This is a genomic window from Brevibacillus ginsengisoli (assembly GCF_050113715.1).
In the GTDB taxonomy this organism is placed as follows: Bacteria; Bacillota; Bacilli; order Brevibacillales; family Brevibacillaceae; genus Brevibacillus_H; species Brevibacillus_H ginsengisoli.
In genome coordinates this window covers 612,375-636,612 of record NZ_JBNJQR010000002.1, presented here as the reverse complement: position 1 = coordinate 636,612, position 24,238 = coordinate 612,375, and the positions used below count along the sequence as shown (strand labels likewise).

Sequence of the window (24,238 nt, the reverse complement as noted above, 5' to 3'; positions counted from 1 at the left end):
GAAGAACACTATGAAAGAGGTAGCGGTTCGTTTAGTGGGAGTGAAAAAGCAATTTGGTGAACAGCAGATTGTGAAGGGACTGGATGTGGACATCTATCAAGGCGAATTTCTCACCTTGTTAGGACCGAGCGGCTGCGGCAAAACCACGACTTTACGCATGATTGCCGGTTTCGAGCATCCGACATCAGGGGAGATCCTGTTGGATGGGAAAAATGTAGCCAACCTGCCACCGAACAAACGGGATATTAATACCGTGTTTCAAAACTATGCTCTTTTTCCTCATATGACATTAAAGGAGAATATCGGGTATGGACTCAAGATGAAAGGCGTATCTAAATCTGAAATCAACGAGCGGGTCCAAGATGCGCTTCGTATCGTGCAAATGGAAGCTTACGCAAGCCGTAAACCTCGCGAGCTATCAGGCGGACAACAGCAACGGATCGCCGTCGCAAGAGCGATTGTGAATAATCCGAAGGTTCTGTTGCTCGACGAACCTTTGGGCGCGCTTGATTTGAAGCTGCGCAAGCAAATGCAGCTTGAGCTAAAGCATCTGCAGCAAAGACTTGGCATTACCTTTATTTATGTCACGCATGATCAAGAGGAAGCACTCACGATGTCAGATCGGGTAGCGGTCATGAACAACGGCTTCATCGAACAAATTGCCCCGCCTACCGAGATTTACAATCGACCACAAACTAGATTCGTAGCGGATTTTATCGGTGAAACCAACCTGCTCAAGGGTACCATTAAGTCAAGCAGGGAGTCTGGCAGCCAAGTGGAGATTGAAGGGATTCTGTTTCATATTCCGCAAGAGATCAAGGAAGAGGGGAATAACAAGGAAATCGTACTCTCCATTCGACCGGAACTGATCTCCGTAGGTAAGACGATGGCAGAAGGAAAAGCCGGATTGCAAGGCAGGGTTTCTGAGCTGGTGTTCGTCGGAGCGGCGTACAAAATGATAGTAAAACTCTCAAGAGGTTCAGAGGTAGTCGTTGTGCAATCAGCCGCTTCAAGCAGCGTTTTTCAACCGGGGGAAGACGTGTTTTTAAGCTGGGAAAGTAATCAGGCTGTTGTACTTACGTCTTAGGCTTGTGTTTTGTTATGAATGAGTCTTGGGTTAACAGGAAAACCTTGCTCCGCTGTATGAGAGCAAGGTTCTTTGCTTTAACTCAACCAAAACATAGAAAAATAACCAATTGGAAATACTTGAATCCTGACGAATACGAAATAACGAGGTGTCCATCATGACTAACGCACAGACAACCCAATCAACTAACGCTTACCAAGACGTCCTGCAAACAGTAAAAAAACTGGATCCAAAGAAATTAGCGGTCATCAAAGCCACATTACCTGTAGTTGCGGAGCATGGTGAGGCGATTACGAAACAATTTTATCGTCGGATGTTTGAATCTCATCCTGAATTAAAAAATATTTTCAACATGACACATCAAATCACCGGACATCAACCCAAAGCTCTAGCCGACGCGGTATATGGAGCAGCGGCTAACATTGAAGACATGAGTAAAATCATGCCGGTCTTGGAACGTATCGCCGAGAAACATCGAAGTCTTCAGGTCAAACCAGAGCATTACCCCATTGTTGGCCAAAATTTATTGCAAGCGATTAAAGAAGTGCTAGGGGACGCCGCCACAGATGAGATTATCGACGCTTGGGCAGACGCTTACGCTGTCATCGCCGATGTATTCATTCGGCTAGAAGATCTCAAGTACCAAACAGCCGAAACACAACCGGGGGGCTGGGCAGGTTATAAACCATTTATCGTAGATCGTAAAGTGAAAGAAAGCGAGGTTATCACGTCATTCTATTTAAAACCTGCCGATGGAAAAATCGCTAGTTTTACACCCGGCCAATTTATCACCATTAAAATGGAATCAGAGCCTTACACACAGCTAAGACAATATAGTTTATCAGATCGTCCGGGTTTGGATTATTATCGAATCAGCGTGAAACGAGAGGATGCGTTGGAAGAGGGATATCCTGCGGGAGTAGTATCAAACATGCTGCACAAGCATGTAAAAGAAGGCGACACCGTTCAAATTACAGCGCCTGCCGGAGATTTTTATTTGGATCTGAAGTCAACATCTCCAGTGGTATTACTATGCGGAGGAGTTGGTTTAACGCCACTTATGAGTATGCTGAATACATTGGTGGCAGAACAGCCCGAACGCAATGTCACGTATATTTCCGCCGCGTTAAATGGAAAAGTGCATGCTTTTAACGATCACATCCAAAAGGTAACGGCTGATCATAGTCAAGTAAAATCTTACGTGGTCTATCAATCACCAACAGATGAAGATAAAGCAGCGCGAAATTACGATAAAGAAGGGTACATCACCCTCGATTGGCTAAAAGAAATTGTTTCGGATAAGAATGCGGATTTCTATTTTTGTGGACCTACTCCGTTTATGAAAGCAATCTATAAGGCTCTGAAACAATGGGGAGTTTCACCGGATCGAATTCACTATGAGTTCTTTGGTTCATTTGGAGATATTGAATCGGAGTAAAAATGGAGGAAACAGATTGAACAAAGTCCTTGCGGGTTTTCCGAAGGACTTTGTTTTTTAATGATTTACTTTCTCCAACGAATAAAAACAGTCATTCACCATCTTGCCATTGATTTCAGTAGAATCAGGCACAACTTCATCCAGATTCATTCCGGCCTTCTCCAATACTCGGCGGGACGCTGCATGCTCCTCAGAAAAGCTAATTGTTAAACCATGCTTTAATTTTTGACCAGTAGGGGACAAGCAGATAATGAATGATCAAGTACAGAATGATGGTCGGGAGGATAGTTTTAGAGAGAAACGTCACGGAAAAAAGATTTCCCTCAGTATTACTGAATAAATTGGGCAGTAAATACATAAGAAAGAAACACATCAACATTCCAAATAATAGTTTTTGCCTCGTTTTTAAGACAGCTACGCTATCATCCTGATGTTTCATGGCTAACCACCTCACACAAACTTCGATCGTTTTTTCCTTTGGCTTAGTTCGTTCTTGCCTTTCGAATGAACATCACTATGAAGTCTATGATAAGGCCGTAGATGAGTGACAATCCAATTCTGGTATAGTAGGCTAGGGGAAGTGCTTTTAGAAATCCTGCATCCTCAAAAAATAATGAGCGATAGGGCTCACTAAAAGCAAATTCGCTATAAAGCGGATCCAAAGCCAATCCCAAATGCTGTTGATACATAAATCTGCTGTTTTCATATAGCGCATCATTCAGGCAAATAAGGGTAGCAATAAGTGTTAACCAAAAAGTCCATGATTTTAAAACCTTCTTCATCATCGTGGTTTTCTCCTAGTAAAAATAATTTGTAATAGGGAATTTCATGGTTAAACTCCAAATAGATGTAATGAACCGTAAGTCCTTAAAATACAAAAACAAATGATGAGGACTCCCAATGTGATTAATGCATTTTTCCATTTCTCTTTGTACCAAAACACAAGGAGTAAATAGAGAAGATACAGGAGAGTTCCAATTTCACCGTATAATGTAGCACCTATGTAGTTGTATTCGGATAAAAAGCTTTCAGGCCTGATCGTATTCCATCGATAGAAGCTATAGGCAATAGACAATAACCAAAACGCAGTTCCAATAAAAAAAGGCATGACCAAATCGTCCTTTGTATTCGTGTAGTTTATACCATTATAGTAAAAATAGAGGAAAACTTGAAGAAAAATACAAAGTTAGATAATAGGCACATTCAAATGGTTCCATATTAAAAGGGCTGCTCTGTAGCAGCCCTTTTTGATCATTACTTGCGTTTCACCTTCTTCACCGATTTACTGCTAGCAACAATCGCTTTAGCAGCTTGCTCGCCTGAATCAACCGCACCGTTCAGGTATCCCTGATAGTCAATGGAGGTATGCTCCCCAGCGAAGTAGCAATTGCCTTCCGCTTCACGCTCAATTCCGGCAAATTTGGTATATTGTCCGACACGATAATAGGCGTAGGAGCCTTTCGTCCAACGGTACCCTGTCCAATAGTCAATTTCGGCCCGACCGTTCCACTTATCTCGGATGCCTGGCAATACGGGTTCAATCTGCTGGAGAAATTGCTGGGCTCGGGAAGTAGGAGATCCTGTGTTGAAACTTTCCCCGATGAGGCCCCCTGTATAGTTCACCAAGATACCACTGCGGCCGCCCTGTCCCCGTGAAACTTCCCACGTATTTTGATAACCGGTGTCTGAAATGGTATCTCCGTTACAGTTCAGTCCTTCCCAGTGGCGGTCCGTGAATTGAACAAACAGCTTGGAGTTGGTACCAAATCCATATTCTTCAATCGCCGTCTTTTTCAACTTGCGAAAATCAGCATCGCTGTAGTCAACAGAAGAGCGAAGAATGGAGAAGGGGATTGTCATGACCACAATATCCGCTTGGATGTCCCGTGAGCCGAATGTGAGAGAATAGGTATCGTCGCTATTTTTGCGGATCGCTGTTAATTCTTCTCCTGTGTGGATTTGACCGTCCAGATAATTTGCGAGACTAGTGGCGATTCGATCATTGCCTCCCCGAACGTGATATTTCTCATTGGATGCCCCAAACATCCGTAACTGTCCCTGACCGAGATAGCCTAATAGATAAAGTAAGTTCAGCGAGCTTTGATCACTGGATTCTCCTCCAAATTCAATGTTGTAGGCAACATCGAGCAACTTGCCCAGTTTGGAGTTCATCCCGTTCTGCACGCTCTCTTCAATCCAGTCAACGATGGACATATGGTCTAATGCATACCCTCTATCCGTATAGCTGTTGTACAGAGTGGGAAAGCCTGCCGCAATGACATCTCGATGAAGCTTCTGCCAAATATCTTTGATATCTCGTGTCGCCTGCGTATAGGTATAGGGTTCATTGTCAAAATAATAGAGGGGTTGTGTTCCGTTTTTCTCGGCAGATACCAGATTATCCAGGGTTAGTCCGAGTTCCTGAGCCAAATGACGAATCGCTTTATGATCCTGGTCAATCAATTCGCCGCCATGTTCTGCAATTTGTCCATCCTCAAAATCACCTCTACGCGACCAACAACGACCGCCCACCCGTGAGGAGGCTTCATACACCTGCGCAGTTAATCCAGCCTGCTTTAACCGATAGGCACAGGTTAGCCCGGCGAGTCCGGCTCCAATAACGGCGATTTTGGGAGCGGTTGCGGCATGGGCTTCTTGAGGATTGAGATTCCACAAGAAGCTGGGAACCGCCACGGCTGCCGTAAGCATCGCGGCTTGGTGCAAAAATTCCCGTCTGCTAAAAGCCTTCTGGGCATGCTCCTCAATCACTTGTTCAACCGGAACGTTCCGCTTCCATGCCTCGCGCGCGACGGCAAGTGATTGTTGCAACTGTTGGAATAAGGATGTGCGTGCCATAAGAAATCCCCCATCCTTCCTGCAAAATAATTTTGGAAAATTCAAATAATAGCCGAGTGAGATCAGCGCTTATCCTATTATCAAAATATGTAAAGAAGCCTGATAACATGTTATCAGACTTATCCATCAGCTGATATATTCCGCCTGGTAAGAATTCTCACCCGCATGAACACTTAATAAGGTATTGGCATAACCCACTAAACGATTGACCAGTTCATCGACGATAGAATAAACCATGGGATGAACCTGGGGATCGAACAAAGCTGGATCATCAAATATGACTGTGGTGTTGATAAAAACGTCCCGATTTCCGAATAAATCATAATGAATAATCACTTTGCCAGCGGCTCCCTGTGTCTGAGGGTCCTGAAACCCGGGGAGGAATACATACCATTCTTCGGCGGTGGCAGAGCGGAAATTTTTGGTGAAAGTTAAGCCGCGGATAATTTCATCAGTTTGTTGGCGAAGTTGTGGATTCATCATGATTTCGGACATACTAGATGCTCCTTTGATCATTGAGGTGAGGACCTTCGAATCGTATTCTCCTATTATTGTGTACCGAAGTTTGGATATACTAACCAACATCTTGGTAAATGGATACAATTAGTTTAGGGAAGGAGAGGATCAAGTTGAAACAAACCATCCTGCTCGGCGCTCTGATGCCGCATCCTCCATTGCTGATTCCTTCAATTGGGAAAGAAGAGATTTCTCATGTGAAAAATACGCAATCAGCCATGAGGGAGCTTACGAAGCAAATCGTTCGTTTGGAACCGGAAGTCATTGTCATTATCTCGCCACATGGACCGATGTTCGAAGACGCTGTCTCGGTAATGGACGGTAAGTTGTTGCGTGGAGATTTGTCTGACTTTGGAGTATCAGGCTCCTATCAGGTAAAGAGTGATCAAGAGTTGACGCATGAAATAATACGACAGGCTCAAACGGCAGGACTCCCGGTATTCTTGGTAAATGACACGATCAAGAAACGCTACCATATCCCACAAGAATTAGACTATGCCGCCATCCTTCCGCTTCATTACTTGCAGGAGGCTGGATTTGATGGAAACGTTGTCCTTTTATCCCCAGGGTTTGTTTCCCACGAGATATTGCTACAGGCAGGATCGAGTGTAAGAAAAGCGATTGAAGCATTAGGACGAAGCTCCGTCATCATCGCAAGCGGAGATAATTCGCATGCCCTGAAGGCTGACGCGCCCTCAGGATATCGCGAAGAGGGACAAGTCTTTGACCTGCGGTTGCGGCAAAGTATCCAAACTTCCGATTGGATGGCCTTATACGCGCTGGATCAGGACTTCTTGGAGAAGGCGGCAGAGGATACGCTGGCACCTTTTGCAATCCTTCTAGGCGTGTTTGATCAAGTGAAGGTAAGCGGGCATCTCTTATCATATGAGGGACCGTTCGGTGTCGGATATACAGTCGCTTCCTTTGAACCCACTTCATCAGAGACTGTTTCCTTGTACAAGGAGTTGAAGCAATATAGACTTCAACAGCTTGAGAATATTAGGCTAAAAGAGTCTGCCTTTGTTCGTTTGGCGAGAGAAGCCTTGGAAACCTATGTACGTGAGGGAAGAATTCTTGATGTACCAGAATTATTGCCGGAGGAGATGAAGAAGCAGGCGGGCTGTTTCGTCTCCATCAAGCAGGCGGAGCGCTTGAGAGGGTGCATTGGTACCATCAAGCCAGTTCATTCATCCATCTCAGAAGAAATCATTCAAAATGCCATTGCCGCCGGGACAGAAGATGAACGCTTTTATCCCGTAGAGGAAGAAGAGCTTGCAGATCTCATATATTCAGTAGACATTCTCGCACCAGAAGAACATGTGACCGATTTATCCCAGTTAGATCCTAAACGTTTCGGTTTAATTATCACAAATGGGCAATCCAGCGGGCTTTTGCTGCCGAATCTGGAGGGAGTAGACACCGTGACGCAACAGATTGCGATTACCAGGGAGAAAGCGGGCATTGCACAAGACGATCAGAATGTAACGATGTATCGCTTTGAAGTGGTACGGTACACATAAGAACACCGAAAGCAAAAAGACAACAGATTATCGTCCTGTTGTCTTTTTGCTTTTATATAGTTTTCAGCAAGGGTTATTGTTTCGCTGATTTCCGTTGATTTAGCAGATAGCTGCCGAGAATGCAAAGCAGCAAGATAGCGAAACAAGCAGTTCCTTGTACAGGAGAAGTGACGACCACAGCAATGAAGATGATCAGTAAACAAATCAAGGAAACCCAAGAGGTGAACGGATAGCCTTTTGCTCGGTAGCCTCCCGCAGTTCGCCCCAACTTACCGCTTCTCAGATGAGCAACCAACAGCATAATCCAAACCGTCATGACCGTATAAGCTGGAATGATCATCAGATAAGAGAATGTCTGACTTTCCGCAAAGAACGCGAAAATCACGCCAATATATAAAAATGCGGCACAGATCAAAATCGCCCGAACTGGACTTTGTTGATTGGACAGCCCGGCAATAAACTTCGGAGCATGTCCATCCTGCGCTTTGGCAAAAAGCATTCGCGAAGAGGCGTACATACTGGAATTCGCAGCCGAGAATACGGCTATCAGCATGACGAAATTCATCAAATCAGCAACATAAGGGATTCCCATCGTTTCGAATACCGTGATAAAAGGACTGGTCGAAGCAGAAATCTGGTTCCAGGGAATCAAGCTAACAATCACGAGAATCGGCAAAGCGTAAAACAGCAAGATTCGCATGATGATACCTCGTGCGGCACGGGGTATCACTTTTTCAGGGTGTTCGGTTTCGGCAAGTGTCGTTCCAATCATTTCAGCGCCACCAAAAGAGAACATGACGACGAGCATGGATGCTGCAACTCCTGTTAAACCATGAGGGAGAAACCCTCCTTCTTGGGTGAGATTCCCGAATCCCACAGCAGGATGTCCTTCAATCCCGAAGAAAAGCATGTAGCCCCCAAGGAGAATGAAGAGGACGAGCACACTTACTTTAATTCCTGTCAAAAAGTATTCGACTTCTCCATAAATATTTACTTTGAACAGATTTAACGCAGTAATCGCCAACGAGACGAATAAAGAGAGCACCCAAAGCGGTGTCGTACTAAACCAATATTGCAGGAAGGAGGAGGCTGCGGCGATTTCCGCGGCCATGACCACGACGTACATAAACCATGACATCCAGCCAACGGAGTAGCCTGCGAAACTCCCCACAGAACGATCAATAAGGTCTAGATAGGTTCTGGCACCGCGAGTATTAACTACCATCTCGGCTAATCCTTGCATCACAGCTAACAGGAGAAGTCCGCCGATCACATAGGAAACGAGAACTCCCGGCCCAGCCAGACTGATCGAGTCGCTGCTTCCTTTAAAAATTCCAGAACCGATTGATCCGCCAAGGGCGATCATCATGATATGACGCGATTGCAAATTACGTGCTAATCCTTGTGTTTGATTGCTCATGTTTGTCTGGCACCTTTCTTATGCGGGATGAAAAATCAATGAAACCTAAGACGTTAGTGAGATAACGACTATCAATCGCCCGTAAAAGGACGGTTCAATGATTATTTGAACCGTTTTCCAGTCACGATATGGGTTAGATCAGGATTATTTCTCCAAATGTTTTCCACTTTCTCTGCGCCAAATTCTTTCGCAAGCGCACCGTACATAATGTCATGACGAATGTATTCGGTCGCGACTAACACGAGAGCGGGGTCCTTTGTTTTTACCGCCCAGCTTGCATTTTTCGAGGAAAAATTGGCGATTAACACTTCCTCATTATCGCGTGCAACCAGTGTCAGATGACCACCCATACGCTCATTCGCGATATCAAGGGCCATGTAGTTATGGTGATAGGTTAAGCCCAATTCCACGTTAGCGTTGCCGAATAGAACAGAGAAAGCATGGACACCTTCGTTCATTTTTTGATCGACAGCCTCTTTGATATGCGGAACCTGAGCTTCCCAGACGGACATCCACAGCTCATGCTTCGCTTGATGAATCATCTCGACCATTTCGGCAATCACATGCTCGTCCCCGTGAATCCGCCAGATGACATTGGCTTCTTGTTCTTGCTCCAATGAAGTCAGGCTGTTCTCCAGATAATTGAAGGACTGATCAAACTCTTTTCGCAAGCGTCCAATCAGCTCTTTGGCCGGAAGCGGAGCGTATTTTACTGGATCAGAAGGTACGGTGAAGACGGCACCCTTGTCCAATAACTTGCCTAATACTTCATAGATCATCGATCGAGGAACTCCCGTCCGTTTACTGATCTCATAACCTGTAATCGGAGAGTTCTTTAGTAATCCAATATAAGCTTTGCACTCATACTGTGAAAAACCAAGTTTCTGAAGCGCTTGATAGACTTCTTCCATAGCTCCTCCGTTAGTCGTTAGTGTACTACTTACTATAGTGGATTTTATTGATTTGTCAATCTTTTTTGATGATTGTGCGGGGAGTTTTGTTTTTGATAAAAAACAGTTTACAATTGTGATGTGCCGCAATCGAGGACTTTTTTCAGGTGGAGTGAACTGTGGTGGAGGCAGATGATTACGTATAAAATAAAGGAGCATTCATATATGAAACCAATTGAAGATCATTTGAGGAAAGGCCTTGCCGTCTTGTTTGTTGGATTTAATCCCAGTTTGAAGTCAGGTGAAGTAGGGCACCATTATGCGAATCCGAATAACCGTTTTTGGAGAATATTGTTTCAGGCAGGATTGACGAGCCGGCTTTATCGTCCAGAAGAAGATCAGGACCTGCTTGAGATAGGGTTTGGGTTCACGAATATTGTCTCTCGTCCTACCAAAGAAGCGGCCGAGATCACCCGAGAAGAATATGCGCAAGGCAGGCTTGAGCTTCGAAGGAAAATTGAACAGTTTCGTCCGAAGCTCGTCTGTTTTGTGGGGAAAGGCGTTTACGAGGAGTACAGCAAACGCAAATCAGTTAGATGGGGGGCACAGGCAGAGCCCATCGTCGAGGGTGTCATTGATTTTGTGGCTCCATCATCGAGCGGTTTGGTGAGAATACCGATGCCAGATATGGTAGAGATCTATAGACAGTTAAACGGTATTATCAAGTGACTCTAGGTTTAACTCCCAGATTTCCTCGATTAAAGTGATGCCGGAGAGGATTTGTTCTGTTTGTTCCACAATGGCGAACCCATATCGTAAATAAAGGTAACGAGCTGTTTCGAGAAGGTTGGAGGTCCATAAGCGTAATGTGCGGTAACCGCATTCCCTTGCAAACGTAATGGCAGTCTCAAGGAGTTGTCGTCCTAAGCCAATCCCACGGAACTGTGGTTCCAAGAGAAACCAACGTAGCTGTGCCGTGGTAGAATCAATATTCACGATGGCAATAGTGCCTACTGATTGTTCGTTTACTTCGGCAATCCAGAGGTTTTCTTTTGCAGGATCAAATGTTTGGACAAAATGCCGAGTGGTTTCCTCGATGTAATCCCGAAACGATAAATCAAAACCATATTCTGTCCCATAAATGTCCATATGTGAAGCGATTACATAGTGGATATCCTCAAGTATAAATGGTCGTATCATTTTTCTTTCCTCTAACCGGTTCATCATTTTTCACCTATAAATAGCTTCATAAAATTCTCGTCCCAATACTTACCTTCATACTTCATGGCGTTTTTCTCTGTCCCAAATACTTCGAATCCGAGTGAACGGTATAGGGCAATTGCGATTACATTCTGAGCATTGACGGTCAAATTAACTTGCTCCAATCCTTCGCTTTGACTGATTTTGTCCAGCAACGATTGCATAAGTTTCTTGGCTACCCCTTGTCCCCGGTGGGTTGGAGTTGTATAAACGCCAAAAATCGTCCCTTTGTGTTGGAACTTGAATTTGCTTTCACGAACAAACGTAGCTACACTGATTAACCGGTCTTCTTGAAAGGCGCCCATTGTAAACACTTCAGAAGAAGGCATAAGACGCTTTTTCCACGACTCGACCAGGTCATCCATCTGAAATGTTTCTTCATACGTGGTTCCAAATGATTCCGGATTGACTTGTAAACCCTCCATTCGAAGCTGGAGGTATTGTTCTGTATCTTCTGGTTGAAGAAACCTAATGTCCGTCACGATTGGATGATGAGTCATGTTTATCTCCCTTTCCTTCTGAAATTTTGCCCAACTTGTTTATGAATGAAATATTTAGAAAATACGTAAATTATATCATTAAGTTTAACTTGTCGATCAAAAAATATTCTCCTGTTTGTTTCGGGTACAACAGGTTCATACTTCAAATCAGGAGGTGAGCGATCATGTATGTGCAAGTCATCCAGGGTGAGCAACCCCCGGAAGAAGTGATCGTGTACGGGGAGAAGCTTATTCGTCATGCGGAAGGCAGCTATTTTTTGCCTGGGCGATATGTTATAGGACTTCGGGTAGACGATCTGCCTTTAGACCTTTGGTTTCAATTGGACGGATGTCTTCCTTCAGGTATTCTTTTTTTTCCTGAAGATCTCGTTACATTTGGCCGTGGATCTTCGGCTAATCAGCTACATGTTCAGGTCACATCCAGATACCTGTTTGATAAATGGGACGGTTTATTTAGCCTACCGATCACGATGGAGAAACGCAAACAAGTCATACAAGAATCCCACCAGTATCGACTTACACACTTTGAGGCAGAGCCAAATGAGTTAATGCTAGGATTTACTTTTAAAGTGGAACTCGCCCATGAGCAAGACCTGGAAAGCGCGCTGGAACAAATCTGCGATCAGGTGCGATGGGTGGAAGAGCAGGGAAATCGAATTCTCCTGACAGGTAAATACGAGTAATGCCACTTCGTTGGTGTTGCTCGTTTTTTGTTTTAACCATCAACAATTCAGGCTTGACTTCGACTTAACTTTAACCATTACAATGCAGTCATCTTATTCAAGTTAGTTGAGGAGAGATGTATAATGTTCAATACTCGTGTGATTGTTAGCCAATACGGAGGGCCAGAAGTACTTCAAGTGGTCAAGGAACCCCTGCGGAAGCCTCAACCTAACGAGATTCGCGTAAAGGTTGAAAGCGCAGGAGTTGCTCTTGCAGATGTCATGAGAAGAGAGGGGCTTTATCCTTTATCACCAACCCCTCCTTTTACACCCGGGTACGATGCGGTAGGAATTGTTGACGAGTTGGGAGAAGACGTGCAACTATTTTCCATAGGGCAAAAGGTAGCCGTCTTTTTTAATGGTACGGGAGGTTATGCGGCGTACGTGTATGCCACGGTCGATGAGGTGGTTGCCGTTCCAAATCAAGTTGATTCAGACCTCGCAGTAGCCGTTTTGTTGAATTATGTGACCGCTTACCAAATGCTCCACAGGATTGCGTGTGTTTCCGAGGGAGAGCAGATTCTTATTCATGGTGCAAGCGGTGGGGTAGGGACAGCGCTTCTTGAGCTTGGGAAACTTGCGAAGTTGCGAATGTTCGGAACAGCTTCTTCAACGAAACACCAAACCGTTCTGCAATATGGCGCGACACCTATCGACTATCGGAGTGAAGATTTTGTAGAATTCCTAAGACTTCATGCACCCGCTGGCATGGATGCCGTTTTTGATCCAATTGGTGGCGACAACTGGGAGCGCTCACTTCAAACATTAGGAGAGGAAGGGCGTTTCGTAGGCTATGGTTACACATCGATTTTTCAACAGGAAGACGAAAATGAGTGGGTAAACAACTGGACGAGTCTAGCCGCAAGAAAAACAACAGACAAAGGAAATCCCATCCATCTTTACAGCATAACGAATCTCAAAAAGGAAAGGCTCGACTGGTTCCAAGAAGACGCAAAATTCCTCTTCACTCTATTAGCTGAAGGAAAGATCAAACCGTTACTATCACACCGTATACCGTTGCGGGAAGCAGCTCGAGCACAAGAATTGCTGGAAAAGTCTATATCTGTCGGTAAAGTCGTACTTTTAGCTGATGAAAGGAGATGAGCAGGATTACATACTTAATCGGAGAAGCATCGAATTTGACTGGAATCCCTGCGTCTACACTTCGATACTATGAAAAAATCGGACTTTTGACAAAACCTCATTCGCAGGATGGAAATAAATATGGAATACGACGATATCATGAGGAGGATCTTCGCTTAATCCGTTTCATTCATGGACTGAAGCAAACGGGTATGAAGCTGGAGGATATTGCCTTGTTTATGAAAGATGGTTGCCTTTTGACCATAAATGAACAGGAGATAGACATCCAAGAGACGTTATGTAATCGAATTGGGATACTTGACACCCATATTGAGAAGCTGGAAGAACAAATCAGATTGTTAGAGAAGGTATTGTCTACAGCAAAAGAGAAACGTACCTATTACGATGATCGCTTAAAAGAACACGAGGCGAAATGAGCGGACAGGAAAAGGAGGGGACGAGCGCCATCTCACACGATATGAATCCATCACGATACGATCTCCAACAGATTGCCGAAAAAATGAAAAGCTATCAACCTGGGATTCTTGGCGATCAACTTTCCCGAACTTATAGCGTAATGATTCCACTCATCCAAACAGAGGACAACAAGCTTGCGGTTTTGTTTGAAGAACGAGCCCATACCCTGAGAAGTCAAGCAGGCGAGATATGCTTTCCGGGCGGCCGATGGGAATCCGGAGATGATTCTTTTTGGGATACCGCCAAAAGAGAAACCAGTGAAGAATTGCAAATTCCGCTAGAGTCGATTGAATACATGGGCAGTCTGGATACCGTCTTCTCTCACGCTCAAATCACGATCCATGCGTATGTTGGTAGATTAACTGATCCGATGGCGATCAACCCCAATCCGGCGGAAGTGGAACGAGTCTTCTCGATCGACTTAGAGGACTTGCTCACGATGAAGCCAGCACGCTACGAGGTATCGATGAAACCGATGCTTCCGGAAGATTACCCCTTACATTTAATCCCAGATGGTGAGAATTATAAATGGCGGGAAGCCAAAATCCCGCATTACTTTTATCAGTTCGGCGAGATTACCATTTGGGGTCTTACGGCCAAAATCCTCCATCATTTTCTGGAGATCATCCAGAAGTAGTTGATGAAAAAAGGTTTGAGCATGTCGCTCAAACCTTTTTATCATTTGCGAATTACGCCTTCCATTCCAATTGACGTCCGCCAATCACGTGATAGTGAAGGTGGAAGACAGTTTGTTGACCGTGAACGCCTGTATTGGTTATGACACGGAAGCCGCTCTCGGTAAGGTTCATGATTTGGGCAACCTTCTGGATGGCAAGGTGAATGTGACCAATCAGTTCCTTGTCTTCTGCGTGAATATCAAGTACAGAAGCGATGTGTTTCTTCGGAATGACTAAGACATGAACAGGAGCGATTGGATTAATATCATGGAAGGCATAGACGTAATCGTCCTCATAAACCTTTTTGGAGGGAATCTCCTGATTGATAATTTTACAAAAGAGACAGTCCATGGAAAGCACTTCCTTCAACTTGTTTTGTTCCTATTGTACTGCATTTAGGACAGACACTCCAACTAGAATTCGTTTTGGTCAACGAAGGTCATTTCTTCTGCATAATGTCCCACTGGTTTCCCCATGCTTTCATTGCCTCAAAGATGGGGCGTAGCGAGCTGCCTTTCTCCGTTAACGAGTAAACAACATGTGGTGGGATTTCTGAGTAGATGGTGCGGTTCACAATCCCTTCATCTTCAAGTTCTTTAAGCCGCAGTGATAAGGTGCGGGGACTTATTTCTTTCAATGACCGTTGTAACTCCCCATATCGTTTTGGCCCCAAGAATAAATCTCTCAGGATTAGAAACGTCCACTTGCCACCCAAGACATTGATGGTTTTCTCGATGGGACACTTTTTTTCACGCTCGGTTTTCGGGTGGGCTGCCTCCAGCTTCTTCATCTCGATTCACCTTACTATCATGAAATATAGTAACTATAATAATTTTGCGTACTGTGATTTAAATAGCACTTCATTTAGTATAGTGCATGAGGGGCCCCTTGGAAAGCAAGTCATACGTGAATAGAAGGAGAGTAATTCAGATGAAAGCAGTTGTCTTTGGAGGAAGTGGATTCATTGGGGGGCATGTGGTAGAACAGCTAAAGCTCGCTGGCCATCAGGTTACAGCGGTTGTTCGAGAAACATCGAATACTCAATTCTTAGAGAATCTAGGTGTGAAGGTCTTACGAATAAACTATTCTGTCCCCGACGCAATTGGTCAAACGATGATCGGTCAGGATGTTGTGTATAATTGTACAGCTGAAGCGAAATTGGGGACGCCGATTCTTTTGGAAGCTGATGTAGAAATCCATCTTACGCGCAAGCTGATAGAGGCCGCGGCTTCCCAAGGGATCAATCGATTTATTCAATTGAGTACGATTGTGGTCTACGATTTTAGGAGCAATGAGCCTATAGACGAATCCTATGTGACACAGCCCGAATTTCCGATCCAGGAACTAGGTATCGCTCGTGAGCGCATCGTGGAGGAAATAGGCAGGAAGCATGGAATGACGACCATTATCTTACGACCGGCAAGTACGATCGGCACGAGGGACAAGAAGTCATTCTTTGCGCGTTTATTCCTAGCTCACGCAAGCGATCAGTATCCAATGATCGATGAAGGGGACACACAGATTACTCTCGTCGATACGCGGGATATAGGCAGGGCGATGGTCTGGTTAGGTATATATAAGAAGCCAGTGAATGATAACGGGATCTACCTGCTCAAGGGATTCGATACCACGTGGGGTCAATTGAAGCGAGAGATTGATCGCTTCTCAGGTCGAATTGCGCAGACAGTTGACATTCCGGCAACTTTGACAGACGAGCAAATGGCTGCTTATCACCTCAATCGTTTCGCTCACAAAACCTTCACCGTGAATCGTATTTGGGACGACAGCAAGATACGTAGTTTAGGCTTCAATACGCGCTATTCACTTGATGAGGCTGTCGAAGTCGCCGTTCATGACTTACTGGATCGACAGTGAGTCACGCCTCCATTTGCATACACAGAAAACACAAAAGCCTCCGATCTCATTTAAACGGAGGCATTTACCATTACTGCTCGGAATCTGAGAGTATCTTCCCTACCTGTTCCAAACGAGTGGGATCTTTACTTAACCGTAAAATGACGAAGTACCCAATGATAACGTAAGTCAGAACAATATAGGGGAGATAGCTGTAAGGAGCAGGAGGAATTGGGTAGAAGGAACCGGAGAGTGGCACCAGCATGAGCAGAGCCGCTATGATCGGAACCACGCCATTCTTGAATGGGTGGGAGCGTAGGTTACCTTGAAGCTTTTGATAGCGGACGTACCCGAACGAAGCAAGCATGTAAACGGGGATGATTCCAAGCGTCAGAAGTGCCCCCAGATAACCATACGTGTTGGACGGACCGACCCATAACCCCATCCCAAGCAATAAGACAATACTGACAAAAGATTGCAAAAGAATGGCATTGCTCGGCGTGTGGTGGGTGGGATGAATCTTACCCAGTGTTTGTGAAATGATCCCTTCACGGCCCATGACATAAATGACGCGCGCGATGGCATTGTGCACATTAATGGAAACAGCCAGAATACTGCTTACACCAGCCAGTGCAATTAACAGCACGAAGGTTGGCCCGCCATAGTTCGTCGCCAAAGTGACAAACGGCGAGACATCGTCTGCGAGCGCCTGAGTATTCTGGATTCCAAACCCGTTCACCACGGTAAATGTGGACAATAAATAGAGAAATCCAACCAACAGCGTAGAGCCCATTAAAGCTCGGTACACATTACGCCTAGGATCCCGTACCTCTTCTGCCAGAGTCGTAGCTGCTTCGAATCCGACGAATGAGAGAATCCCATAGATCATTCCAAGCGCGATCCCCGAAAATCCATTAGGACTTAACGATGGATGAAAAACCTCGAAGTGAATACCGTCAAACCCACCTTTGGTTAATACGACGATACATAAAATAAACAAGACCCCAATCTCCGCCAAAAATAGGAGCAGACTTAATTTCAACGACTGTTTCGCCCCGATCCATGAAAGCCACAACACAACAGCCCAAGCAATGAGTGAGATGATCACCCAAGAAACTTCCAGATGAAGATAAGATCGCAATAAATCGCTTACCGTAATTCCCAGCAAAGCGAGCTCAGCAGGTTCCAACACGCTGTATCCGAGAAACATCAACCAACCTGTCAGAAAACCCGTCTTAGGACCAAAGCCTTTAACGGAGAAGGTGTAAAAAGCTCCGGCACTTGGTGCGAGACGACTGAATTCCCCAATCGTGTTGGCCAAAAGCAAACAGGCGCAAAGCGATAGCAGAAAAGCAAAAGGCATGGCAGCTCCCGCGAAGCTAGTGGCGTAGGGTGTGTTGTAATACATCGAGACGGCAGGCCCCATGAAAGCCGCTGACATGACGATGGTATCCCAAATGGACAGATTACGGACCAATCGGGACTCTTGGTGGTTGGGTGTACTCACATTACGCAATCCTCCCTTATGAAGTCAAGTATCCTTACAATTTCCAAATTTATGAACGATTCAGATGAATCATGTGCGAACAAATTCTCTCTTTGCTGGGTGAACGTCGTGTCAATTTATTTGTCCGTGGATATATTGTCATGGATAACTTATCGATAGGAGGTAAGATTGATGCCCATTCCTTCTTCCAAATGGAGCCTCCACAAGTTTTATAGCAAACACTCAACCATACGCAAGCATCTTCCGGCAACGGCAATTTTTCGGTTCGTAACATTAAAAGATTTTCTGGGCAAATATCACACGATTTATGTGAAGCCAGATCGTGAGCATCGAGGGAAAGGGATCGTGAAGGTATGGAAGAACGGGAAAATCTATAAGCTTGTTCATGAAAAAGGACAAGTGAGTCATTCGCAAACCATTCAAGATGTCTATCGAAAAATCAGGAGGAGAAGTCTTAACCAACGATATATTGTGCAACAAGCTATTCCTTTGACTAAGGTAAGGGGAAGGGTATTTGACATACGCGTGATGATGATGCGAAATGCCAAGGGCAGCTGGCAATATGCGGGAATGGTGTCCAAAGTGGCTGGAACCAATAGTATTGTCACCAATGTGGCAAGGGGAAAGGGCTATGTGCTTAAAGTAGAACAAGCGCTTCATCGGACAGGTTTGTTTCATGGGCAACGAGTCAATGAGATTCAAAAGCGACTCATTTCGCTTAGTTACCAAATAGCGAACTACTTCAATCGCTACAAGCGATCCTCACAAATTGGAGTTGACTACGGAGTTGATTCGAAAGGAAACATCCGAATTATTGAAGTGAACTTCGATTTTCCCTCCCATTCTCTTTTTGCGAAACTCCCTGATAAAAAAGCCTACTATCGCATACGAAGCTTGGCTCAGGCGTACAAAGCCAGCAGACGTAAAAAGAAACAACAGAAATCCGGCTAAGCGGGTCACTAACCTAATCGAAGAGACATTACGGTATGGACCTACCTTAAAATAAGAGAGGATGGTTCGTTTTGAGTCGTGCCAAGCGATTTGATTGGATGTACCTGCAGAACTTTTGTGAAGCCGTATTGATTCGCTCAGGTGTTCCCTCCCATTTTGCGGAAACGGTTGCTCAGTCACTCATTCACGCCGACTTGAGAGGAATTGAGTCACACGGAATTTCCCGATTGCCAATCTACATGGAGCGAATGGAGAAGGGCTTAGTTGATCCCAAGAAAAGCGGGCAGATCATCACGGATGAAGGGGCAACGATTTTACTAAACGGACAGAACCAATTTGGGGCCGTCATCGGATTGCAAGCCTTGGAGCTTTGTCTCGAACGGAGTAAGCAAACGGGAATCGCGATGACTGGGGTAAGGCATTCCAATCATTTTGGTGCATGCTCTTTTTATGCGCAAAAAGCGATCGAAGCAGGGATCATCCTGCTCGTGTTCACGAATGCTCCAGAAACCATGGCGCCGATTGGAGGCACACAGCCATTTTTTGGATCTAACCCGCTAGCTATCGGAATTCCAACACGTACAGATCCTCCCTTTTTGCTTGATATGGCAACAACAGTGGTCGCGCGTGGCAAAATCGCTTTGGCCGAGAAAAAAGGAGAGAAAATCCCGCTAGGCTGGGCGATTGATGATCAAGGAAACCCAACCGATGAACCATCCAAAGCCTTGAGCGGCTCGATTCTCCCTGTAGGTGGGCCTAAGGGGTATGGTATTGCAATGTTTATCGATGTGCTAACGGGAATTTTGACAGGAGCTGGTTTCGGAAAAACCGTCTATAGCTTGTACGATAATGACGATTATCCACAGAACATTGGCCACGTCTTCGTTGCTATACACATTGAACACTTTATTTCACTGGATCTTTTTCTTGACCAAATGGCTGATTACGTCCGGCAGATCAAAGCGGTTAAGCGCGCAGAAGGGATCGAGGAAATTTATCTTCCTGGTGAGCTTGAACATCGTGAGAGCCTGGCCCGCAGAAAGCAGGGAATCCCTGTCGCCGAGCCAATCATCGATGAACTGACGGAGCTGGGGAAAAGGTATCAGGTTCATTTTGGATGAAATTTATTAAAAGTAGTCTCAAGGATAGCTCCATTCACATAGGCTATTGATAGTGCGAGCACACTTTTGGGCTGATTGGAAAGGAGTTGGAGATGGGCATATGCAACGTTATATGTGCAAAGGCAAAATTCACCGAGCCACTGTGACCGAGGCGGAATTGCACTACGTGGGTAGTATTACAATAGACTCGCTTCTCATGAAGGGAGCTAACATTAAACCATACGAAATCGTTCAGATCACCAGCTTGCGAAATGCGACGAGATGGAAAACATATGCGCTACCAGCACCAGAAGGGTCCGGTAAAATTTGTTTAAACGGACCACCCGCTCATTTGTTTCAACCTGGGGATATGGTGATCATTTTAAGCATGGGAATGTTTGAGGAATCGGAAGTGGATTTACTGGTACCGCGTGTGGTATTCGTCGATGAGAAAAACCTGATTACGCATATAGAAGAGCATCACAATGTGACGAACGGTTAAAGCGGAAATGGAAGAGAGAACCCAACACCATCTGGCGGTTATGCGTTGGATGGTGTATTTTAACTGGAAAAAATGGAATTACCCTATCTTAAAGTGAGGTACTTCGGTAAGTCTACCATCATCTTGAAGAGAACACTCCCGTTTATCTATGATATACTGAATATCTGCCTAGAATTATGAGTATTCAAAATCTCAAATAGATTGGAACAAACTGTCATGAAAAAGCTCAAGAAAATATATATGGAAATCACAAGCGTCTGCAATCTTGCCTGTGCCTTTTGTCCACAAACTGAGCGTCCGGCTAATTTTATCAAGGTAGAACAATTCAGCGAGATTCTGGATCAAATCAAACCGTACACGGACTTCATTTACCTCCATGTAAAAGGGGAACCGCTACTACATCCCAAGATTGACCAGCTGCTCGATATCAGTCACGAGAAGGGCTTCAAGGTTAACATCACCACTAACGGTACACTCATCGCCAAAAACAGGGACAAGCTGTTGGGGAAACCAGCCCTTCGGCAGATGAACTTCTCGCTGCATAGTTTTGATGGTCATGAAGGATCAGAGAATAAACCGGAATATATTAGCAACATTCTCTCTTTTACCCGAGAGGTGATTCAAAATCCGAATGTCTTTATCTCCTATCGCTTGTGGAATCTGGACACAAACAACCTGACCAATCTACAGAAGCAGAAGAATCGGGAGCTCTTGGCAATGATCGAGCAGGAGTTCAATCTTCCCTATCAGATTGAAGAAAAACTTTCGCCTGGCAAAGGACTCAAGCTGACAGATCGGGTCTATTTGAATCAAGACTTCGAGTTTGAGTGGCCTAGCTTGCAGGCGGAGGAAGACAACGGAAAAGGTTTTTGTTATGCGCTTCGAACCCATGCCGCTATTCTGGTTGATGGCACAGTCGTCCCTTGTTGTTTAGATGGAGAAGGTGTTATCAATTTGGGGAATGTTCACCAAACGCCTTTTTCCGAGATTATGGCCGGGGAGAGAGCAAGCAACCTCATTGAGGGTTTTTCTAGAAGGGAAGCGGTTGAGGAGCTTTGCCGTAAATGCGGCTATCGCAAACGTTTCAATCTGCTAGAAACAGGGCAAAGTGTGCTTCATTCGTTCAATTAATCTATGAGAATTTCGCGAGACATGACGGATAGGGAGTCAGGGAAAATACTGACGTCTCTATCCGTTTTTCATACATGCAACATACATGAGGTTATGGAATTTTTCGTTTACAACATGATAATCAAAAAAAGTTCCCGGATCTGTACAGTAACCAATATTTTCACTTTGGGTGATTTGAAATCCATTGACTGATAAATTTTCTTCAAGGTACTTTGAATATAAAGTATGTTTGTGGGAATTTGGGTATAAAGCTGAAACAGATTTCAAAGATTTGGCCGAGCTATCATAATAGGAGTATCCGCCGATAATTGTTGAACCGCTATGGAAATGGTTTTTGAGGACATGAATAGGAAACTCTGGATTAAGCAATGAAAAATCGTTTGTAGTAAAACTATCCATCCAAACATCAATGCTTTGCGGCTTTAGTGGGAGGTTAAGATCGGAATTTAAAATGTATAGAACGTTCAGGTTTTTGTTTTTATGCTCGATTCTTTTTTTAATCTTTTTGAGCATTGCAAGCGAATAACCGCTGAATACATAATATGCGCTAGTATCAAGCACATCGATATATTTGGGAAGTGACACGACAGCATCAACGTTAGTTTCCACGATTAGTTTGTTTTTCAAATCGATCGTTTGCAGAATCTTTTTGAACCATAAATTACCTTTTTCAAATATGTTAATCATACTGGGATTGATCTCTTTAATCGTTTCTTTATCGTAAAAATAGGACGGGTAAGGAGAAGTCTCATATAAGTTCGCCGTTATAATAATGCCTTCCTCGATTGATGCCTCGTATCCACAGTCGCAAATTAAGCCCCCCGTTTGTATGTAAACTTCTTTTATCATCACATCTTTAATTTCAAGTGGAATGTGGCACTTCGGACAATAAAGCAGATGCACAAAGGAGAGTGGGATTCCCGTGAAATTCTCTTCTTTGGTTAAAGGCAAGCTGGTTTGAACGGCCTTTTCAATCAATTGGATAGCTTTTGATATGTGCTCTTTTTCTTTGTTCAGCTTGTTCTTTTTATCGATCAGCAAGTTGTTATAATAGTCGATATCCTCATGATCCGAGAAGTTGGTAACACGCCGATACGCCAAAATTTGTTTGATTTCTTGCAAAGAAAACTGAAATTTCTTTAGTTCCGTAATAAAAACCATGTCGTCGTGACACAATTGATTCATTTGATACTGGGTCTGTTTTTTGTCTGGGATTAATAATCCTTGTTCAATGTAAAAGCGGACGGTATCGGTCGTAACATGAAAAAGCTTTGCAAATGCACCAATTTTCATAAATACCTCCGAAAAAAAAGTGGAGTAACTCCATTTTCTTTTATGAAAACGTATTCAAAAGGGTGTTGACGGGGAGAATACTCCATTTCATAATATATACTCAAAATTCAAATAATTTTAACATTATTGTAACATACTTGTCACACAAGGAGAAGAAGAGCCTATGGAAAGAATGGATCGAATGGATACTCTCTCCCTGTGGACTGCGACTGCAAACAGCTATGAAGAAGGAAAGCCTCTGGTAGGAAATGAAGAGGCGGACGTTGTCATTATTGGAGCAGGGTTCACAGGTCTTTCTTCTGCGTATCATTTGCAGAAATTAGGGAAGAATGTCATCGTTTTGGAGCAAGAAACAATCGGATATGGCGCCAGCGGTCGTAACGGTGGAATGGTATTGCCAGGCTATAAGGATACGATGCTGGACCTTGCCAAAAAGTATGGGACCGAAGAGGCTAAACAGTTGAACGATCTATCTCTGTATAGCATCGAACTGGTGAAACAAATGATTGAAGAGCATCAAATCAACTGTGACTTTCGAAATACAGGTCACATTGTGGCGGCTTACAAAGCCAAGCATTTGGAAGGATTGAAACTGGAGAGCGAGTACTTAAACAAAAATTTCGGGTACGAATCAAACGTGCTTGATCGCAGTCAAATTCATGAAGAGATCGATTCCCCACTTTATCATGGCGTCTTAGTCGACAACTCCAGTTACTCGTTCCATCCACTGAATTATGCGATTGGTTTAGGGGAAGCTGCGAAATCGATTGGCGCAAGAATCTTCGAGCATTCTAAAGCTTTATCGATTGAATACGGCCAGAACCGTGTGAAGGTTACAACAGAAAAAGGCGCTGTTACCGCAAAAGACATTATTGTGGCGACAGATGGTTACTCAGGAAAAATCATGAAAGAACTGAACAAAGGCGTACTGCCCATTTCGGCGCGTATTATTGCTACTGAGCAGCTTCCAGAATCATTGCTGAATACGGTCATTCCAAAAGATCGCATGGTTTTTGATACAAGTAATTTCCTTTACTATTTCCGTCGTACACCCGATAATCGGATCGTTTTTGGCGGTGGAGATATTCGACCCAACTTAGGCGACGCAGCTTATCAAGGAGTGTACAACTCAATGGTTAAGATTATGCCGAAACTAGTCGGAAGCAAAATCGATTACCGTTGGGGTGGATTCATCGGCGTTACAGTAGATAAATTTCCGATTATCGGCAGATCTCAAGAAGGCGCCTATTTTGCTACGGGTTATACAGGGCACGGAGCAGCTTACTCGACATTGTTAGGCAAGCTGTTGGCACAATGGATCGTTACGGGTAATGCGGGCGGGTATCGCTTTGAAAGGGAGCCCATCAAAGCATTCCCCTTCTATAATCAGAAGACGATGCTAGTGAACCTCGCGCATTTTGGTTTCAAATTACTTGATATGATTGGATAAAGGA

Annotated in this window: 25 protein-coding genes; 14 read left to right on the top strand and 11 right to left on the bottom strand. The window is 44.4% G+C overall.

Annotation, left to right across the window (positions count from 1 at the left end):
• Window positions 1–10: 10 nt before the first annotated feature.
• Both ACQCN2_RS06600 and hmpA read left to right on the top strand, forming a co-directional pair.
• Window positions 11–1,087 (top strand): ABC transporter ATP-binding protein, encoded by a 1,077-nt coding sequence (locus ACQCN2_RS06600; protein ID WP_426928096.1) that lies wholly within the window; start codon window positions 11–13, stop codon window positions 1,085–1,087.
• A 157-nt stretch (window positions 1,088–1,244) separates the two neighbouring features.
• Window positions 1,245–2,525, top strand: a complete 1,281-nt coding sequence (gene hmpA, locus ACQCN2_RS06595) for an NO-inducible flavohemoprotein (protein ID WP_426928095.1) — start codon at window positions 1,245–1,247, stop codon at window positions 2,523–2,525.
• 482 nt (window positions 2,526–3,007) lie between these two features.
• Here hmpA and ACQCN2_RS06590 read toward each other — a convergent pair whose 3' ends face one another.
• The 3 genes from ACQCN2_RS06590 to ACQCN2_RS06580 all read right to left on the bottom strand — a co-directional run bounded on the left by ACQCN2_RS06590 (window position 3,008) and on the right by ACQCN2_RS06580 (window position 5,876).
• Window positions 3,008–3,310 carry a hypothetical protein gene (locus tag ACQCN2_RS06590; protein ID WP_426928094.1) on the bottom strand — a complete coding sequence of 101 codons (303 nt, stop codon included), beginning with the start codon at window positions 3,308–3,310 and terminating at the stop codon, window positions 3,008–3,010.
• 469 nt (window positions 3,311–3,779) lie between these two features.
• Window positions 3,780–5,381, bottom strand: coding sequence for a flavin monoamine oxidase family protein (locus ACQCN2_RS06585; RefSeq protein ID WP_426928093.1), 1,602 nt, complete (start codon window positions 5,379–5,381; stop codon window positions 3,780–3,782).
• 126 nt (window positions 5,382–5,507) lie between these two features.
• Window positions 5,508–5,876: a hypothetical protein gene (locus ACQCN2_RS06580; protein ID WP_426928092.1), complete on the bottom strand. Its 369-nt coding sequence runs from the start codon at window positions 5,874–5,876 to the stop codon at window positions 5,508–5,510.
• 134 nt (window positions 5,877–6,010) lie between these two features.
• On the opposite strand from ACQCN2_RS06580, the gene amrA reads away from it, so the two are divergent.
• The gene (amrA, locus tag ACQCN2_RS06575) at window positions 6,011–7,417 is read left to right on the top strand and encodes an AmmeMemoRadiSam system protein A (protein WP_426928091.1); all 1,407 of its coding nucleotides are present in this window, start codon (window positions 6,011–6,013) and stop codon (window positions 7,415–7,417) included.
• A gap of 73 nt (window positions 7,418–7,490) precedes the next feature.
• Here amrA and ACQCN2_RS06570 read toward each other — a convergent pair whose 3' ends face one another.
• Window positions 7,491–8,837, bottom strand: coding sequence for an amino acid permease (locus ACQCN2_RS06570; RefSeq protein ID WP_426928090.1), 1,347 nt, complete (start codon window positions 8,835–8,837; stop codon window positions 7,491–7,493).
• A 101-nt stretch (window positions 8,838–8,938) separates the two neighbouring features.
• Window positions 8,939–9,748, bottom strand: a complete 810-nt coding sequence (locus ACQCN2_RS06565; protein WP_426928089.1) for a TrmB family transcriptional regulator — start codon at window positions 9,746–9,748, stop codon at window positions 8,939–8,941.
• 204 nt (window positions 9,749–9,952) lie between these two features.
• On the opposite strand from ACQCN2_RS06565, the gene mug reads away from it, so the two are divergent.
• On the top strand, window positions 9,953–10,456 hold the full coding sequence (mug, locus tag ACQCN2_RS06560) for a G/U mismatch-specific DNA glycosylase (protein WP_426928088.1): 504 nt from the start codon (window positions 9,953–9,955) through the stop codon (window positions 10,454–10,456).
• Here the strand turns inward: mug and ACQCN2_RS06555 are convergent.
• Together ACQCN2_RS06555 and ACQCN2_RS06550 are read right to left on the bottom strand one after the other, a co-directional pair.
• On the bottom strand, window positions 10,436–10,927 hold the full coding sequence (locus ACQCN2_RS06555; RefSeq protein ID WP_426928087.1) for a GNAT family N-acetyltransferase: 492 nt from the start codon (window positions 10,925–10,927) through the stop codon (window positions 10,436–10,438). The two genes, mug and ACQCN2_RS06555, sit on opposite strands and share 21 nt — an antisense overlap.
• A gap of 23 nt (window positions 10,928–10,950) precedes the next feature.
• A complete protein-coding gene (locus ACQCN2_RS06550; RefSeq protein ID WP_426928086.1) occupies window positions 10,951–11,487 on the bottom strand; it encodes a GNAT family N-acetyltransferase in 537 nt (178 codons plus the stop codon).
• A 164-nt stretch (window positions 11,488–11,651) separates the two neighbouring features.
• Here ACQCN2_RS06550 and ACQCN2_RS06545 point away from each other — a divergent pair, with 164 nt between their 5' ends.
• The 4 genes from ACQCN2_RS06545 (at window position 11,652) to ACQCN2_RS06530 (ending at window position 14,406) form a co-directional block, all read left to right on the top strand.
• Window positions 11,652–12,170, top strand: coding sequence for a hypothetical protein (locus ACQCN2_RS06545; RefSeq protein ID WP_426928085.1), 519 nt, complete (start codon window positions 11,652–11,654; stop codon window positions 12,168–12,170).
• A gap of 123 nt (window positions 12,171–12,293) precedes the next feature.
• Window positions 12,294–13,313 (top strand): medium chain dehydrogenase/reductase family protein, encoded by a 1,020-nt coding sequence (locus tag ACQCN2_RS06540; RefSeq protein ID WP_426928084.1) that lies wholly within the window; start codon window positions 12,294–12,296, stop codon window positions 13,311–13,313.
• Window positions 13,310–13,729 (top strand): MerR family transcriptional regulator, encoded by a 420-nt coding sequence (locus ACQCN2_RS06535; RefSeq protein ID WP_426928083.1) that lies wholly within the window; start codon window positions 13,310–13,312, stop codon window positions 13,727–13,729. The genes ACQCN2_RS06540 and ACQCN2_RS06535 overlap by 4 nt, the downstream gene beginning before the upstream one ends.
• Window positions 13,726–14,406, top strand: a complete 681-nt coding sequence (locus ACQCN2_RS06530; protein WP_426928082.1) for an NUDIX hydrolase — start codon at window positions 13,726–13,728, stop codon at window positions 14,404–14,406. The genes ACQCN2_RS06535 and ACQCN2_RS06530 overlap by 4 nt, the downstream gene beginning before the upstream one ends.
• 52 nt (window positions 14,407–14,458) lie before the next feature.
• Here the strand turns inward: ACQCN2_RS06530 and ACQCN2_RS06525 are convergent, their stop codons facing one another.
• Together ACQCN2_RS06525 and ACQCN2_RS06520 are read right to left on the bottom strand one after the other, a co-directional pair.
• Entirely contained in the window at window positions 14,459–14,797 is a 339-nt protein-coding gene (locus tag ACQCN2_RS06525) for a histidine triad nucleotide-binding protein (protein ID WP_426928081.1), read from the bottom strand.
• Window positions 14,798–14,885: 88 nt separating this feature from the next.
• Window positions 14,886–15,236: a winged helix-turn-helix transcriptional regulator gene (locus ACQCN2_RS06520; RefSeq protein WP_426928080.1), complete on the bottom strand. Its 351-nt coding sequence runs from the start codon at window positions 15,234–15,236 to the stop codon at window positions 14,886–14,888.
• Window positions 15,237–15,376: 140 nt separating this feature from the next.
• On the opposite strand from ACQCN2_RS06520, the gene ACQCN2_RS06515 reads away from it, so the two are divergent.
• Entirely contained in the window at window positions 15,377–16,321 is a 945-nt protein-coding gene (locus ACQCN2_RS06515; protein ID WP_426928079.1) for an NAD-dependent epimerase/dehydratase family protein, read from the top strand.
• A gap of 70 nt (window positions 16,322–16,391) precedes the next feature.
• Here the strand turns inward: ACQCN2_RS06515 and ACQCN2_RS06510 are convergent, their stop codons facing one another.
• Window positions 16,392–17,807 carry an APC family permease gene (locus ACQCN2_RS06510; protein ID WP_426928078.1) on the bottom strand — a complete coding sequence of 472 codons (1,416 nt, stop codon included), beginning with the start codon at window positions 17,805–17,807 and terminating at the stop codon, window positions 16,392–16,394.
• Between the two features lie 171 nt (window positions 17,808–17,978).
• Here ACQCN2_RS06510 and ACQCN2_RS06505 point away from each other — a divergent pair, with 171 nt between their 5' ends.
• The 4 genes from ACQCN2_RS06505 (at window position 17,979) to ACQCN2_RS06490 (ending at window position 21,491) form a co-directional block, all read left to right on the top strand.
• Complete coding sequence (locus tag ACQCN2_RS06505) at window positions 17,979–18,758, top strand: YheC/YheD family protein (protein ID WP_426928077.1); 780 nt, start codon at window positions 17,979–17,981, stop codon at window positions 18,756–18,758.
• A gap of 71 nt (window positions 18,759–18,829) precedes the next feature.
• Window positions 18,830–19,879, top strand: coding sequence for an Ldh family oxidoreductase (locus ACQCN2_RS06500; RefSeq protein ID WP_426928076.1), 1,050 nt, complete (start codon window positions 18,830–18,832; stop codon window positions 19,877–19,879).
• A 100-nt stretch (window positions 19,880–19,979) separates the two neighbouring features.
• Complete coding sequence (gene panD / locus ACQCN2_RS06495; RefSeq protein WP_426928075.1) at window positions 19,980–20,360, top strand: aspartate 1-decarboxylase; 381 nt, start codon at window positions 19,980–19,982, stop codon at window positions 20,358–20,360.
• A 216-nt stretch (window positions 20,361–20,576) separates the two neighbouring features.
• Entirely contained in the window at window positions 20,577–21,491 is a 915-nt protein-coding gene (locus ACQCN2_RS06490; RefSeq protein ID WP_426928074.1) for a radical SAM/SPASM domain-containing protein, read from the top strand.
• Between the two features lie 57 nt (window positions 21,492–21,548).
• Here ACQCN2_RS06490 and ACQCN2_RS06485 read toward each other — a convergent pair whose 3' ends face one another.
• The gene (locus ACQCN2_RS06485) at window positions 21,549–22,784 is read right to left on the bottom strand and encodes a MerR family transcriptional regulator (RefSeq protein WP_426928073.1); all 1,236 of its coding nucleotides are present in this window, start codon (window positions 22,782–22,784) and stop codon (window positions 21,549–21,551) included.
• Between the two features lie 163 nt (window positions 22,785–22,947).
• On the opposite strand from ACQCN2_RS06485, the gene ACQCN2_RS06480 reads away from it, so the two are divergent.
• Window positions 22,948–24,234: an NAD(P)/FAD-dependent oxidoreductase gene (locus ACQCN2_RS06480; protein WP_426928072.1), complete on the top strand. Its 1,287-nt coding sequence runs from the start codon at window positions 22,948–22,950 to the stop codon at window positions 24,232–24,234.
• Window positions 24,235–24,238: the final 4 nt, after the last annotated feature.

Bases quoted from the DNA above. Each gene is read 5' to 3' on its own strand.
- ACQCN2_RS06600 (WP_426928096.1), top strand. From the start codon at position 11: ATGAAAGAGGTAGCGGTTCGTTTAGTGGGAGTGAAAAAGCAATTTGGT.
- hmpA (WP_426928095.1), top strand. From the start codon at position 1,245: ATGACTAACGCACAGACAACCCAATCAACTAACGCTTACCAAGACGTC.
- ACQCN2_RS06590 (WP_426928094.1), bottom strand. From the start codon at position 3,310: ATGATGAAGAAGGTTTTAAAATCATGGACTTTTTGGTTAACACTTATT.
- ACQCN2_RS06585 (WP_426928093.1), bottom strand. From the start codon at position 5,381: ATGGCACGCACATCCTTATTCCAACAGTTGCAACAATCACTTGCCGTC.
- ACQCN2_RS06580 (WP_426928092.1), bottom strand. From the start codon at position 5,876: ATGTCCGAAATCATGATGAATCCACAACTTCGCCAACAAACTGATGAA.
- ACQCN2_RS06570 (WP_426928090.1), bottom strand. From the start codon at position 8,837: ATGAGCAATCAAACACAAGGATTAGCACGTAATTTGCAATCGCGTCAT.
- ACQCN2_RS06565 (WP_426928089.1), bottom strand. From the start codon at position 9,748: ATGGAAGAAGTCTATCAAGCGCTTCAGAAACTTGGTTTTTCACAGTAT.
- mug (WP_426928088.1), top strand. From the start codon at position 9,953: ATGAAACCAATTGAAGATCATTTGAGGAAAGGCCTTGCCGTCTTGTTT.
- ACQCN2_RS06555 (WP_426928087.1), bottom strand. From the start codon at position 10,927: ATGATACGACCATTTATACTTGAGGATATCCACTATGTAATCGCTTCA.
- ACQCN2_RS06550 (WP_426928086.1), bottom strand. From the start codon at position 11,487: ATGACTCATCATCCAATCGTGACGGACATTAGGTTTCTTCAACCAGAA.
- ACQCN2_RS06545 (WP_426928085.1), top strand. From the start codon at position 11,652: ATGTATGTGCAAGTCATCCAGGGTGAGCAACCCCCGGAAGAAGTGATC.
- ACQCN2_RS06540 (WP_426928084.1), top strand. From the start codon at position 12,294: ATGTTCAATACTCGTGTGATTGTTAGCCAATACGGAGGGCCAGAAGTA.
- ACQCN2_RS06535 (WP_426928083.1), top strand. From the start codon at position 13,310: ATGAGCAGGATTACATACTTAATCGGAGAAGCATCGAATTTGACTGGA.
- ACQCN2_RS06530 (WP_426928082.1), top strand. From the start codon at position 13,726: ATGAGCGGACAGGAAAAGGAGGGGACGAGCGCCATCTCACACGATATG.
- ACQCN2_RS06525 (WP_426928081.1), bottom strand. From the start codon at position 14,797: ATGGACTGTCTCTTTTGTAAAATTATCAATCAGGAGATTCCCTCCAAA.
- ACQCN2_RS06520 (WP_426928080.1), bottom strand. From the start codon at position 15,236: ATGAAGAAGCTGGAGGCAGCCCACCCGAAAACCGAGCGTGAAAAAAAG.
- ACQCN2_RS06515 (WP_426928079.1), top strand. From the start codon at position 15,377: ATGAAAGCAGTTGTCTTTGGAGGAAGTGGATTCATTGGGGGGCATGTG.
- ACQCN2_RS06505 (WP_426928077.1), top strand. From the start codon at position 17,979: ATGCCCATTCCTTCTTCCAAATGGAGCCTCCACAAGTTTTATAGCAAA.
- panD (WP_426928075.1), top strand. From the start codon at position 19,980: ATGCAACGTTATATGTGCAAAGGCAAAATTCACCGAGCCACTGTGACC.
- ACQCN2_RS06490 (WP_426928074.1), top strand. From the start codon at position 20,577: ATGAAAAAGCTCAAGAAAATATATATGGAAATCACAAGCGTCTGCAAT.
- ACQCN2_RS06485 (WP_426928073.1), bottom strand. From the start codon at position 22,784: ATGAAAATTGGTGCATTTGCAAAGCTTTTTCATGTTACGACCGATACC.
- ACQCN2_RS06480 (WP_426928072.1), top strand. From the start codon at position 22,948: ATGGAAAGAATGGATCGAATGGATACTCTCTCCCTGTGGACTGCGACT.